Source organism: Mycobacterium triplex (assembly GCF_000689255.1).
Taxonomy (GTDB): Bacteria; Actinomycetota; Actinomycetes; order Mycobacteriales; family Mycobacteriaceae; genus Mycobacterium; species Mycobacterium triplex.
In genome coordinates, this window is record NZ_HG964446.1 from 1,430,879 (window position 1) to 1,444,424 (window position 13,546).

Genomic DNA, 13,546 nt, shown 5'->3' on the forward strand with positions numbered 1-13,546 from the left:
TCATGTTGATTCCCCGCAGAGTTAAGCACCGCAAGCAGCACCATCCACGCCAGCGCGGCATCGCCAGCGGTGGCACGCAGGTGAACTTCGGCGACTTCGGCATCCAGGCCCTCGAGCACGCCTACGTCACCAACCGGCAGATCGAGTCGGCTCGTATCGCGATCAACCGGCACATCAAGCGTGGCGGCAAGGTGTGGATCAACGTCTTCCCCGACCGTCCGCTGACCAAGAAGCCCGCGGAAACCCGGATGGGTTCCGGTAAGGGCTCGCCGGAGTGGTGGGTCGTCAACGTCAAGCCGGGCCGGGTGCTGTTCGAGCTGAGCTACCCCAACGAGCAGACCGCCCGCGAGGCGCTCACTCGAGCAATCCACAAGCTGCCGATCAAGGCACGCATCATCACCCGAGAGGATCAGTTCTGATGGCAGTGGGTATTTCGCCTGGCGAACTGCGTGAGCTCACCGACGAGGAGCTGACGGACCGCCTGCGCGAGTCCAAGGAGGAGCTGTTCAACCTCCGCTTCCAAATGGCGACGGGACAGCTCAACAACAACCGCCGGCTGCGCACGGTGCGTACGGAAATCGCCCGGGTGTACACGGTGCTGCGGGAACGCGAGCTGGGACTGGCCAGTGGTCCTGATGGATCCGACGGAAACAAGGAATCGTGATGGCAGAAGCTAAGGCCACCCCCAAGAAGGCCGCTGCGACAGATGGCGCTGCGAAAGAGAAGGGCCCGCAGCACACTCCGGCGAAGCCGAAGACGCGTGGCCGGCGCAAGACGCGCATCGGCTACGTGGTGAGCGACAAGATGCAGAAGACCATCGTGGTCGAGCTGGAAGACCGGATGCGTCACTCGCTGTACGGCAAGATCATCCGGACGACCAAGAAGGTCAAGGCGCACGACGAGGACAGCGTCGCCGGCGTCGGCGACCGCGTCTCGCTGATGGAGACGCGTCCGACGTCGGCCACCAAGCGGTGGCGTCTCGTCGAGGTGCTGGAAAAGGCCAAGTAACTCCCGAGCGACAGGCAACGCCCGAGACCCTGGCGGTCTCGGGCGTCTGCGTCGGGTGAGCGCAACGTCACGGCGAAACAAGGTCGGAAATTTCGCCGTGGCGTTACGCTCGGCGCATGTCTGTTGACTCCCGAGAATTTCAAGGCAAGATCGAGCTGGACATTCGCGATTCGGAGCCGGACTGGGGTCCGTACGCGGCGCCGACCGCCCCCGAGAATTCGCCGAACATCCTGTATCTGGTGTGGGATGACACCGGCATCGCGACCTGGGACTGCTTCGGCGGCCTGGTCGAGATGCCCGCGATGACGCGCATTGCCGAGCGCGGCGTGCGGCTGTCGCAATTCCACACCACCGCGCTGTGCTCACCGACGCGGGCGTCGCTGCTGACCGGTCGCAACGCCACCACGGTGGGTATGGCCACCATCGAAGAATTCACCGACGGTTTCCCGAACTGCAACGGTCGGATCCCGACCGACACTGCGCTGGTCTCCGAGGTACTCGCCGAACGTGGTTACAACACATACTGTGTCGGCAAGTGGCACCTCACGCCGCTCGAGGAGTGCAGCATGGCCTCGACGAAACGACACTGGCCCACCTCACGCGGCTTCGAGCGGTTCTACGGATTCATGGGCGGCGAGACCGACCAGTGGTACCCCGACCTGGTCTACGACAACCACCCGGTCAACCCGCCGGCAACCCCCGAGGACGGCTACCACCTGTCCAAGGACATCGCCGACAAGACAATCGAATTCATCCGCGACGCCAAGGTGATTGCGCCCGACAAGCCGTGGTTCAGCTACGTATGCCCCGGCGCCGGACACGCGCCGCATCACGTCTTCAAAGAGTGGGCCGACAAGTACGCCGGCCGCTTCGACATGGGCTACGAACGCTATCGCGAGATCGTGCTGGAAAATCAGAAGTCGATTGGCATCGTGCCGCCGGACACCGAACTGTCCCCGGTCAACCCGTATCAGGATGTCAAGGGGCCGGGCGGCGAGCCATGGCCGCTGCAGGACACCGTTCGTCCCTGGGACTCGCTCAACGACGAAGAGAAGAAGCTGTTTTCGCGGATGGCCGAGGTGTTCGCCGGCTTCCTGTCCTACACCGACGCTCAGATCGGCCGGATCCTGGACTATCTCGAAGAGTCCGGACAGTTGGACAACACCATCATCGTGGTGATCTCCGACAACGGCGCCAGCGGCGAGGGCGGTCCGAACGGATCGGTGAACGAGGGCAAGTTCTTCAACGGCTACATCGACACCGTCGAGGAGAGCATGAAGCTCTACGATCACCTCGGTGGACCCCAGACCTACAACCATTACCCGATCGGCTGGGCGATGGCCTTCAACACGCCTTATAAGCTCTACAAGCGTTACGCCTCGCATGAGGGCGGCATCGCCGATTCGGCAATCATCTCGTGGCCCAACGGAATTGCGGCGCACGGCGAGGTTCGCGACAACTACGTCAACGTCTCCGACATCACCCCGACGATCTATGACCTGCTGAACATGACGCCGCCGGAGACTGTCAAGGGGATTGCGCAGAAGCCACTCGACGGTGTGAGTTTCAAAGCAGCGCTGGCCGATCCGGCCGCCGACACCGGCAAGCAGACGCAGTTCTACACGATGCTGGGCACCCGCGGGATCTGGCACAACGGCTGGTTCGCCAACACCGTGCACGCCGCCACACCCGCGGGGTGGTCGCATTTCGATGCCGATCGCTGGGAGCTGTTCCACATCGAGGCTGACCGCAGCCAGTGCCACGACCTGGCCGCCGAGCAGCCCGAGAAGCTGGAAGAGCTTAAGGCGCTGTGGTTTTCCGAGGCCGCCAAGTACAACGGCCTGCCACTGGCGGATCTGAACCTGATGGAGACGATGACCCGATCCCGGCCCTATCTGGTGGGGGAGCGGACCAGCTACATCTACTACCCCGACTGCGCGGACGTCGGAATCGGTGCCGCCGCGGAAATCCGCGGCCGCTCGTTCAGCGTGCTGGCCGACGTGACCGTGGATACCACCGGCGCCGAAGGGGTGCTGTTCAAGCAGGGCGGCGCGCACGGTGGGCATGTGTTGTTCATCCAGGACGGGCGCCTGCACTACGTCTACAACTTCCTGGGCGAGCGCCAGCAACTGGTGTCCTCCGCGGGTGCGGTCCCGTTGGGCCGACACCTTTTCGGCGCCAGCTACGGGCGGACGGGAACCGTGGCGAACAGTCATACCCCGCTGGGTGACGTCACCCTGTTCATCGACGACGAGGTGGTGGGCACGCTCGCGGATGTGACCACCCACCCCGGAACCTTCGGCTTGGCCGGCGCCGGCATCACCGTCGGCCGAAACGGTGGTTCCGCAGTGTCCAGCCGGTACAAGGCGCCGTTCCTCTTCACCGGCGGCACCATCGCCGCGGTCACCGTCGACTTGTCCGGGCGGCCCTACCAAGACGTGGAAACCGAACTTGCGCTTGCGTTTTCGCGCGACTAACCGGTCACGACGAGTCAAGCTCGCCCCGCTTGCCATGGCGGGCGTGATGTTCGTGCTGGCGGGTGGGGTCCTCGGTTGCGGAAAAACCACCGGGGGCAACGCCGTTCGGGCCGGCACCACGGCGTCGACCGCGTCTTCGGCGACGACCACGCTCACGAAACCGCGCAAGTCCGATCCGGCCGAGCCGGTGCCCGGTGTTCAGGCCACACCGCCGGATCACATCCCGCCCGACGCCCTCGCATGCCTGCCGGCCGCCACGGGCAACGGCCGGATGACCCCGGCTTCGGTGTCGGATCCGGTGGCACCCCGGCTCACGGTGCCGCTACCCGAGGGCTGGAACTCGGTGCCGGGCAGCGGCGATGTGGCGTTGATCGCGACCGGGCCCGAGGGGCTGTCGGCGAGGGTGACGATCACCCCGACCGACCTCGAAGCCGGTGGGGCGTTCCTGCGCTACGGCGCCGATCTGCGTACTGCCAAGCCGGGTGTCCAGGTCAGCGTCGACGCCGCTCAGTTCTGCGGCTACAGCAGCCAGCTGCTCAGCGGCAGCGCAGCAGGGGTCGCCTTCGCCGACCGCATCACCCACATCTGGACGAACACCCAGGCGTTTCTGGTGGTGATCCATCTGGAGGGGCCCGCGAATGCGCCCGGGTTCGGCGCGGCGAAATCCACGGTCATGCAGCAATTCGCGGTTGTTATCCCCTGAAACGGGGTGCCCGACTGCTAGCATCTGCCCCGTGCCTGCGGGAAAGGCATCAAACTATCCGTCCTAGTCGTGGTGGTGATCCCCGATGACCGCTGAAGCTCCGCCGCTACCGCCGTCGAAACCAGATTCGCGCGGACGGCAAATCGCAATAGCGTTCGGGATTCTCGTAGCCCTGATCAGTGTCTACATGCTGTCCCTGATCGCGGTACACCTGCTGGCCAAATCGGCACCGCCGCTACCTGACGTGGACTTCAGCAAGGTCGAGGCCGAGGACAGCGTCGTGCAGGTGAACCTGAGCGAGCTGAAAACGGTCGCGAATCGGTTGACGGTGAATGTGCTTGTCTACCCGAAGGATTCGTTGTACGACAAGAACTTCGGCGTGCTGACCACGGATGCGGCCGTGCGCCTGTACCCCGACAACGACCTCGGCGACCTGCAGTACCCGACCGGCAAGGCGCCGGCGCAGGTGACCACCACCATCAAGGCGGACGGCGATCCCGGCAACTGGCCGTTCGACTCCTACAAAACGGACGTCATCGCGGCCGATGTGTTCACCGGGACCGGTCAGAACCGCGAAAAGAATCCTGCCCGTGTGGAAGTCACCGGAAAGCTGGACGGCTGGGACGCCAGCGTCACCCGGGTTCACGACCCCGACGACGCCGATCCCAATGTGATGGACGACGTGGTCATCACGCTGCACCGGTCCAAGGGTCCGCTGATCTTCGATGTCGGCGTGGTGCTGGTCCTGATCACCTTGCCGATTCTTGCGCTGTGGGTGGCCATTCCGATGGCCCTGGGCCGGACCTCGTTCATCCCGCCGTTCATCACCTGGTACGGCGCGATGCTGTTCGCCATCGTCCCGCTGCGCAATATCCTGCCCGGCAATCCACCGTACGGTTCCTGGATCGACCAAGCCGTCGTCCTATGGGTATTGATAGGCCTGGTCGCCGCGATGTCGATATTCGTCTCCGCCTGGTGGCGGCACCGAGATCGAAAGACGCCGAAAAAGAGCTAGGACTCGAAAACCCTTAGCGCACATTCTCTATCGACGCCGTGGTGATGGCGTCGATCGCGGTGAAGACTTTCGATTGGAAGTCGGGCGGCAGCGGGATGTAGCCGTTCTTGTCCAGATCGGCCTGGCCCGGCCCTACGGCTGCCTGCAGGAAGGCCTTGACCGCCTGGCCGACAGCGGGGTCGGGGTACTTCGAGCAGACGATCTCGTAGGTGACCATCACGATCGGATACACATCGGGCTGAGTCGGGTTGTAGAACGGCGCGGTGTCCAACACCAGGTCGTTGCCCTTGCCGATGATCTTGGCATTGGTGATGGTCTTGCCGACGGTATCGGTGCCGATACGCACCGGGCGCAACGACTTCCGGCTCGCCGGGGTCTTGATCTGGGCGGCGAACAGCCCCTGGTCCAGGGCGAACGACAGCTCGTTGTAGGAGATCGCGCCCTCGGTGTTCTTCACCTCCGACGACGTGCCGACGTTGCCGTGGGCGCCGGTGCCCACGCCGCCGTTGAAGATCTTGCCGGTGCCCTTGTCCCAGGCCCCGCCGGACGCGGCCTGCAGGTAGGCCTGGAAGTGCGCGGTGGTGCCGGATGCGTCGGCGCGGTAGACGACGTGAATGTTCTCCGGCGGCATCGAGGCGTTCATTGCGGTGATGGCCGGATCATCCCAGCGCGTGATGCTGCCGTTGAAGATCCTGGCCAGCGTGGGTGCGTCGAGCACCAGCGAGTCAATTGCGTTGAGGTTGTACGTAATAGCGATCGGGCCGAACACCACCGGCAGGTTCCAGGCGTCCGCGCCGCCGCAGCGCTGCTTGGCGGCCGCATATTGGTCACCGGACAGCGGTAAGTCGGATCCGGCGAAGTCGGTCTTGCCGGCCAGGAAATCGTCGACGCCCGTGGCCGATCCGTTTGCGGTGTAGGACAGATTCTGTCCCTTGCAGGCCTTCGCATACGCGTCGACGAATCGCTTCATCGCATTTGCCTGTGCGGTCGAACCGCTGGCGGCGATGTCTTGTTTGCCACCGCAATCCACCCGCGCACCGTTGGCATAAGACAGGGAGGTGTGGGGTTTGCCGCATCCCGAGAGCACCAGTGCGGCCGCGGTCAGCACGCTTATGGCGGCAGCCGGTCTGTTGTGCTTCACGTTGAGTGCCTCCTCGGGAACGGCAGGTGGTGAGACGGCCTGGGGCCGTGACCGAATTCTAGCGACGCGGTGTTGTCCATGGCAGTGGTGACCTGCGGCAACCGCATGAACCGGAGCAGGGGCGGGCGGGTGTGCACTCAGTCCCCGGCGGCATGGGTAGCCTGGACGACTGAGACGGCGCCCGGCATCGGCGGCGAGCCCGGTTTCGGGGTGCATCTCCACCCCGCTTTAGACACACGTCGAGATTCGCAGCAATCGAAGCGACGCGCAAACAAACATCAGGTGAATTGAAAGTTTGCAACGCCGACCCCGAGTGACGCGATGACTATCGCAGTTTGCGAAGTCGCATTTCGAGCGCTATTGGCAGCGGTTGATTACCATCTGACTTCGTGTCGTCCGCGGTTAGCTGGAATCACCCAGCGAATCGTGAGTGCGCCGCCAATCGTCCGCTGTGGAGGTGACCGATGACCACCCAAGCCCCGCCGACCCACGCCGCCCCGCCACCGAAGAAGAGAAGCCACTTGCTGCTGGGCATCGGCATTCTCGTGGCCTTCATCGTGGTGTACGCGTTGTCGTTGTTCGGCTTTCTGCTGCTGGGCGAATCGGCGGCGCCCCTTAAGGCCCCGGACCTCAACGCGGCCGACGACACCGTGGTTTTGGTGCGGCTGGAGAAACTCGAGACCGTCGCCAATCGCCTCGGGGTGAAGGTGCTGGTGTACCCGCAAGAGGCCATGTGGGACCCGCGCTTGGACGTCTTGAAACAGGACACCGCGGTGCGGATGGATCCGCCGAATGACTTGGGGGACTTGGTCTATCCGGCGGGGAAGTCGCCGGCACAGGTGGCCACCACGGTCGAGGCCCACGGCGACCCGGAGATCTGGCCCTTCGACTCCTACGAGACGGACACCCTCTCGGCCGACGTGCTCGTCGGGTCGGGTGACGACCGCAAATACAAACCCGCCCGTATCGAGGTCGCCGGAAAGTTGGAAGGCTGGGACGTCAGCGTTCAACGGGTCGGCGACGGCGGCGACAGCGTGATCATCACCCTGGAGAGGTCCAAGGCGCCGCTGATCTTCGATCTGGGAATCTGCCTGGTGTTGTTCGCCATGCCCACGATGGCGCTGGCGGTCGTCATCCCGATGCTGATCGGCAAGCGGAAGTTGGTGCCCCCGTTCGGCGGGTGGTTCGCCGCGCTGCTGTTCGCGGTCATCCCGATCCGCAACTTCCTGCCGGGGGCCCCGCCACCGGGTGCCTGGATCGACCAAGCGCTGGTGATCTGGGTGCTGATCGCCCTGGTCGGGGCGATGGGGCTGTACATGATCGCCTGGTACAAGCGATCGGATTAGCGCGCGCCCTACCCTGAGGTGGTGCTCACCGAGTTGGTCGATCTCCCCGGCGCCACCTTCCGCATGGGCTCGACGAGCTTCTACCCCGAAGAGGCGCCGATCCACACCGTGACCGTGGGCTCGTTCGCGGTGGAGCGGCACCCGGTGACCAACGCGCAGTTTGCCGAATTCGTCGCTGCCACAGGCTATGTCACGGTCGCTGAGCAGCCGATCGACCCGGCGCTGTACCCCGGTGCGGATCCCGGCCAGCTCAGCCCGGGCGCAATGGTGTTCCGTCCCACGCCGGGCCCGGTCGACCTGCGCGACTGGCGGCAGTGGTGGGACTGGGTGCCCGGCGCCAGTTGGCGCCATCCGTTCGGACCGGACAGCGACGTGGCGGACCGCGCCGATCATCCGGTCGTCCAGGTCGCGTATCCGGACGCGGCCGCCTATGCGCGCTGGGCCGGACGCCGGTTGCCGACGGAAGCGGAGTGGGAGTACGCGGCCCGCGGCGGCTCCGCGACTACCTACGCCTGGGGTGACGAGCCCAATCCCGGCGGGCAACTGATGGCTAACACGTGGCAGGGCAGCTTCCCGTACCGCAACGACGGTGCGCTCGGCTGGGTGGGAACGTCGCCGGTCGGGCAGTTTCCGCCGAACGGGTTCGGGCTGCACGACATGATCGGCAACGTCTGGGAGTGGACCGCCACCGAGTTCTCCGCCCATCATCGGCTCGACCAGCCCCCGAAGGCCTGCTGTACCCCGTCGGGACCCGCCGACCCGGCCGTCAGCCAGGCCCTGAAGGGCGGCTCGCACCTGTGCGCGCCGGAGTATTGCCACCGCTACCGCCCGGCGGCCCGGTCGCCGCAATCGCAGGACACCGCCACCACCCACATCGGGTTTCGCTGCGTGGCCGATCGCGGATCGGCCACGGCGCGTTAACGCCGGCTTTCCGGCACGTGACACTAGTCTCCGCGGCATCGGATTTCGTTGCGCGGACCGTGCGGATGTTCGCTACCATCTGCCCGTGTCGCCTCGTCGAGCTGGATTTCGCCAGCGAGTGGCTGGCCGGGACCGATGACCACCGAAACGCCGCCGACAGAGGCGCCACCGGAGGCAAAACCGCCGCACAAGTCGGGCCCATTCAGTTATCTCAACCGTCACCGGCCGCGCCTCTCACTCGGCGCGTTCATCCTGGCGGTCGTCGCCGGCGTCTACGTCTTCTCGCTGTTCGGTGTGCACTACTTGCAGCGATCCGAGGGGCCGCTCCCGCCGCTGGACCTCAGCCAGGGTGGTGGCAACGACACCATCGTGCAGCTGCGTCTCGACGACTTCAAGACCACGTCCAATCGCCTGAAGGTGGACGTGCTCGTCTACCCTCCGGATTCGTTGTACGACAGGCGATTCGACGTACTGAACACCGACGTCGCCGTGCGCCTGTATCCGACGAACGATCTCGGCGACCTGCAGTTCCCGAAAGGCAAGGCGCCGGCGCAGGTCGAAACCACGATCGAAGCGCACGGCGATCCGGCCAACTGGCCGCTGGACACCTACAAAACCGAGAAAATCTCGGCCGATACCTTCATCGGGTCCGGCGATGACCGCAAGAAACTGCCCGCCCGCGTCGAGGTAACCGGGGGGTTGGACGGCTGGGACGTCGACGTCGACCGCGTCGACGAAACCAGCGACGTGAACTCGCGCGGCCTCGACGACGCGCAACTGGTCATCACGATGAAACGGGCCAAGGGGCCGCTGGTGTTCGACATCTTCATCTGCATCGTCCTCATCACCCTGCCGACCCTGGCGCTGTTGGTGGCCATTCCGATGGTGATGGGTCGCAGAAAGTTCGTTCCGCCGTTCGGAACCTGGTATGCCGCGATGCTGTTCGCGATCGTCCCGCTGCGAAATATCCTGCCCGGCAATCCACCGCCGGGCTCGTGGATCGACCAGGCCATCGTGCAGTGGGTGCTGATCGCGCTGGTGGTGGCGATGAGTCTGTACATCCTCGCCTGGGTCCGGCAGGGCGACTGATCCGCAGGACAGTTCGTCGGCGCTGGCGCCGCACGTCATGGCGGCGCCGGAGCTGAACAGAAATGTCGGCCTGTTGCCTCACGTCAAGATGCGCGCGAAGGGGGATTCGTTGCCTCACGTGAGCGTGCGCGCTTTGTCACTGGGGCTGGAGTGCCGTCGCCGGGTTTGCTGGTGGCCAGACTGAATAACTGCGCGGTCAACGCTTGAACCTGGCGTCGAGTTGCAGCGGGATTGATTAGTGAGTAGGTCCGCTTGAGTGCCACGGTGCGTTCCACGGTCATGATCGGGTGATCGATCGCGCGGTGAAACGGGGTGGTGGCTTTGTCGTGTTTCTTGGACACCTTGGCTCCTGTGCGGACCTTGGATATCAGTTTCTGCTGAGGGTGGAAGTAGTTGGTCAGCATTGACTGCAGGTGCCAGATCTCGTTGAGTAGCAACAGTTCTGACGCGGTGTCGTAGCGGTAGTAGCCGACCACTGTGCGGACCACTGTCCAGTTCTTCTGCTCGACGTGGCAGCCGTCGTTCTTGTTGCCCGGTCGTGATCGGGTGAAGGTGATGTTTCGGTCTTGGCACCAGGTCAGCAGGTCGTCGTTGATGAATTCCGAGCCGTTGTCGCAGTCCACGCCCAGGATCGGGAACGGCATCATGGTGGCGATGTGATTGAGGGCGGCCAGTACGTGTTTGGCGGTTCTGTCGGGCAGTGAGCGGCTCTCGGTCCAGCCGGTGGCGATGTCGGTGACCGTCAGCGTGAAGGCATGGCCCCCACCGCGGTTGCCGCCATCGTGGAAGACCGTGTCGATCTCGACGAAGCCGGGCATGGCCTCATTCCATTCGGCCCAGGTGCGTATCGGGATCTGGCTTTTGAGCAGCGATCCCGGCTTGGTGCCCACACGTCCTCTGATCGTGTATTTGGCTCGCTCATCGGCTAGGCGGCGATCGATGGTGGCCGCCGACATCGACACCAGCAACGCCGCGGTCTCATCACTGATGACCAGCTCCCGGAAGTGACGCAGCACTGCCACCAGCTCGCCCAGCATAGGGGCGATCCGTTTGCCGGCGGGCATGCCCAGCACCGTCCAGCAGACCGTCAATGCCGCGATCACCTCGGGCCCGTACGTGACCGGCCGGTGACTGTGTGCGGCGACGATTTTAGGCTGCAGCGCCGCTTTGAGCGCCTTGCGGGCATGGCTTCGGTGCCACCCGGTGTTGGCGCACAACTCGTCGAGGATCCGGCTCTTAGCGCGCTTGCTCGCCTGCTGGTAGCGGGTCGCGGCCGCCTCGGTGATTGCTCTGCGCTCTACCAACGTCAACCCCATCCACTGGGCGTACGCGCGCATTTTCAGTGAGGCAACGACCCACCCTCTCGCGCGCATTTAAGACGAGTCAACGCGGTCAGAGGCCGTCGCTATACTCGAACACATGTTCGAATCCACGTGGGCGTCCCGTGCTACGCCGGAGTCGGCGGCGCTGTTGGATCGGGTGCGTGAGGCGGGCCGGGCGGAGGCCCGCGCGGCCGCGGAGCGGTTGGTGGCCGTCGGGGAGTTGTTGGTGGTGCGCTGCCGTGATTCCGGCGAGGAGGCCGACTGGGCCGCCGATACGTGGCAGGCGGTGGCCGCGCAGGTGGGGGCGGCGTTGAACTGCAGCGTGGCGATGGGGCATAGCTATCTGCGCTACGCGATGGCGCTGCGTGATCGGCTGCCGGAGGTGGGCAAGGTTTTCCAGGCCGGTGACATTGATTATCGAGCGTTTCAGACGATCGTGTTCCGCACCGATTTGATCACCGATCCGCAGGTGTTGGCCAAGGTGGATGCCCGGCTGGCGGTGCTGGTGTCGCGGCGCCGGGCGCTGACCCGCGGGGGCCTGGCGGCCGCGGTCGACCGCGTCGTGGCGATGGCCGATGCCGATGCGGTGCGCCGGGCCGACCAGGCATCCGCGGATCGGTATGTCGACGTGATTGGCGACGCGTCGGGGATGGCGTGGGTGGACGGAAAACTGCTGGGCCCGGACGGGCAGGCGGTGGATCGCCGGCTTACCGAGTTGGCCGCAACGGTCTGCGACGGTGATCCGCGCACGGCCCGGCAGCGACGCGCCGATGCGTTGGGGGCGTTGGCCGCCGGGGCCGCGCGGCTGGTGTGCGGGTGCGGACGTAGCGTGTGCCCGGCAGCGGGCGAGCCGGCACCGAAGAGCAGCGTGGTGATCCATGTGATCGCCGAGCAGTCCACCGTCGCGGGCACCGGCAATACGCCTGGGGTGTTGCCCGGCCTCGAGGGCCTGCTCCCGGCCGATTTGGTCGCCGAGTTGGCCAAGTCGGCGCGGTTGGCGCCGCTGAGCATTCCGGCGGGAGCACCCGAGCCGGGCTATACGCCGTCGGGTGCGCTGGCCGAGTTCGTGCGGTGTCGGGATCTGACGTGTCGAGCTCCGGGGTGTGACCAACCGGCCGTCCGCTGCGACGTCGATCACACCATTCCCTACGCCGACGGGGGTGCTACCTGCGCGGCGAACCTGAAATGCCTGTGCCGGCTTCATCATCTGATGAAAACCTTCTGGGGCTGGCGCGACGAGCAGTTGCCCGATGGCACGGTGATCTGGCGGCTTCCCGACGGGCACACCTACGTGACCATGCCGGGCAGCGCGCTGCTGTTTCCGAGCTTGTGTGCGCCCACCGGCGCAGCACCGAAAGCCGCGGCGGCCGCCGAGCGGTGCGGGGAGCGCACCGCGATGATGCCGCTGCGCACCAAAACCCGCGCCCAAAACCGGGCCGCGCGCATCGCCTCGGAACGCCGCCACAACCGCGACGCCCGACTGGCCCAGCGCCCCGAGTGCCCGGCCCGCGTCGGCCCCGCCCCGCCCGCCGACGAAGAACCACCACCGTTCTAGCGGCAGAATTCTCAGCATGGGCTCGTCACCGCTTGCCGGGTGAACAGCGCACCGCGCGCCGGCCGATGCGCCCTCGTCGGAAATTTGGCGCTGAGCAGGTCTTCACCTAGACTCTAGGGGTTGCCTTGGGCAGACCTCGGCCGGTGCGCGCAAGCGTCACAGGCCCCGCGTGCCCTTCGGCAACAAAGACCGCGCACGTCAGGTTTTTGGTGGGCCTTGCTTTCTGGAGGTTTGCCGAGGTGTTCTCCTGCCGTGCACACGTGAACTCAGTCAGGAGATCGAGTGATTCAGCAGGAATCGCGGCTGAAGGTCGCCGATAACACCGGCGCCAAGGAGATCTTGTGCATCCGGGTGCTCGGTGGCTCGTCGCGACGCTACGCCGGCATCGGTGACGTCATCGTCGCCACCGTCAAGGACGCCATCCCGGGTGGCAACGTCAAGCGCGGTGACGTCGTCAAGGCAGTCGTGGTGCGCACCGTCAAGGAGCGCAGGCGTCCCGACGGCAGCTACATCAAGTTCGACGAGAACGCCGCGGTAATCATCAAGCCCGACAACGACCCGCGCGGGACCCGCATCTTCGGGCCGGTCGGGCGCGAACTGCGCGAGAAGCGATTCATGAAGATCATCTCGCTGGCCCCGGAGGTTTTGTAGATGAAGGTCAAGAAGGACGACACCGTCCTGGTGATCGCGGGCAAGGACAAGGGCGCCAAAGGCAAAGTGCTCAAGGTCTACCCGGACCGCGACCGCGTACTGGTCGAGGGTGTCAACGCGATCAAGAAGCACACCGCGGTTTCGACCAACCAGCGCGGCGCCCGCTCCGGCGGAATCGTCACCCAGGAAGCGCCGATTCACATCTCCAACGTGATGGTGGTCGACTCCGATGGTAAGCCGACTCGCGTCGGCTACCGGGTCGACGAGGAGACCGGCAAGCGCGTCCGCATTTCCAAGCGCAACGGCAAGGACATCTGA

General features: G+C 65.2%; 14 protein-coding genes. 12 read left to right on the forward strand and 2 right to left on the reverse strand.

Annotated elements, in window-relative coordinates; translation table 11 throughout:
* The first annotated feature begins 2 nt into the window (after positions 1-2).
* From rplP to BN973_RS06710, 6 genes are all read left to right on the forward strand, one after another.
* A complete protein-coding gene (gene rplP / locus BN973_RS06685; protein ID WP_036466709.1) occupies positions 3-419 on the forward strand; it encodes a 50S ribosomal protein L16 in 417 nt (138 codons plus the stop codon).
* On the forward strand, positions 419-664 hold the full coding sequence (gene rpmC / locus BN973_RS06690) for a 50S ribosomal protein L29 (protein WP_036466711.1): 246 nt from the start codon (positions 419-421) through the stop codon (positions 662-664). Before rplP ends, rpmC begins: the two co-directional genes overlap by 1 nt.
* Positions 664-1,008 (forward strand): 30S ribosomal protein S17, encoded by a 345-nt coding sequence (gene rpsQ, locus BN973_RS06695; RefSeq protein WP_036466712.1) that lies wholly within the window; start codon positions 664-666, stop codon positions 1,006-1,008. The genes rpmC and rpsQ overlap by 1 nt, the downstream gene beginning before the upstream one ends.
* Positions 1,009-1,124: 116 nt before the next feature.
* The gene (locus BN973_RS06700; RefSeq protein ID WP_036466713.1) at positions 1,125-3,485 is read left to right on the forward strand and encodes an arylsulfatase; all 2,361 of its coding nucleotides are present in this window, start codon (positions 1,125-1,127) and stop codon (positions 3,483-3,485) included.
* Between the two features lie 46 nt (positions 3,486-3,531).
* Positions 3,532-4,188 (forward strand): hypothetical protein, encoded by a 657-nt coding sequence (locus BN973_RS06705; protein ID WP_232232186.1) that lies wholly within the window; start codon positions 3,532-3,534, stop codon positions 4,186-4,188.
* Between the two features lie 85 nt (positions 4,189-4,273).
* On the forward strand, positions 4,274-5,203 hold the full coding sequence (locus BN973_RS06710) for a DUF4436 domain-containing protein (RefSeq protein WP_036466714.1): 930 nt from the start codon (positions 4,274-4,276) through the stop codon (positions 5,201-5,203).
* A 13-nt stretch (positions 5,204-5,216) separates the two neighbouring features.
* Here the strand turns inward: BN973_RS06710 and pstS are convergent, their stop codons facing one another.
* Positions 5,217-6,344, reverse strand: coding sequence for a phosphate ABC transporter substrate-binding protein PstS (gene pstS / locus BN973_RS06715; RefSeq protein WP_036466715.1), 1,128 nt, complete (start codon positions 6,342-6,344; stop codon positions 5,217-5,219).
* Positions 6,345-6,808: 464 nt separating this feature from the next.
* On the opposite strand from pstS, the gene BN973_RS06720 reads away from it, so the two are divergent.
* The 3 genes from BN973_RS06720 to BN973_RS06730 all read left to right on the forward strand — a co-directional run bounded on the left by BN973_RS06720 (position 6,809) and on the right by BN973_RS06730 (position 9,700).
* The gene (locus tag BN973_RS06720) at positions 6,809-7,690 is read left to right on the forward strand and encodes a DUF4436 domain-containing protein (protein ID WP_036466716.1); all 882 of its coding nucleotides are present in this window, start codon (positions 6,809-6,811) and stop codon (positions 7,688-7,690) included.
* Between the two features lie 21 nt (positions 7,691-7,711).
* Positions 7,712-8,611, forward strand: coding sequence for a formylglycine-generating enzyme family protein (locus BN973_RS06725; protein WP_036472108.1), 900 nt, complete (start codon positions 7,712-7,714; stop codon positions 8,609-8,611).
* A 135-nt stretch (positions 8,612-8,746) separates the two neighbouring features.
* The gene (locus BN973_RS06730) at positions 8,747-9,700 is read left to right on the forward strand and encodes a DUF4436 domain-containing protein (RefSeq protein WP_036466717.1); all 954 of its coding nucleotides are present in this window, start codon (positions 8,747-8,749) and stop codon (positions 9,698-9,700) included.
* A gap of 83 nt (positions 9,701-9,783) precedes the next feature.
* Here the strand turns inward: BN973_RS06730 and BN973_RS06735 are convergent, their stop codons facing one another.
* A complete protein-coding gene (locus tag BN973_RS06735; protein WP_036466718.1) occupies positions 9,784-11,037 on the reverse strand; it encodes a DDE-type integrase/transposase/recombinase in 1,254 nt (417 codons plus the stop codon).
* Between the two features lie 82 nt (positions 11,038-11,119).
* On the opposite strand from BN973_RS06735, the gene BN973_RS06740 reads away from it, so the two are divergent.
* The 3 genes from BN973_RS06740 to rplX all read left to right on the forward strand — a co-directional run bounded on the left by BN973_RS06740 (position 11,120) and on the right by rplX (position 13,546).
* The gene (locus BN973_RS06740) at positions 11,120-12,577 is read left to right on the forward strand and encodes an HNH endonuclease signature motif containing protein (protein WP_036466720.1); all 1,458 of its coding nucleotides are present in this window, start codon (positions 11,120-11,122) and stop codon (positions 12,575-12,577) included.
* Between the two features lie 282 nt (positions 12,578-12,859).
* Positions 12,860-13,228, forward strand: a complete 369-nt coding sequence (gene rplN / locus BN973_RS06745; protein ID WP_003403649.1) for a 50S ribosomal protein L14 — start codon at positions 12,860-12,862, stop codon at positions 13,226-13,228.
* Entirely contained in the window at positions 13,229-13,546 is a 318-nt protein-coding gene (rplX, locus tag BN973_RS06750) for a 50S ribosomal protein L24 (RefSeq protein ID WP_036466721.1), read from the forward strand.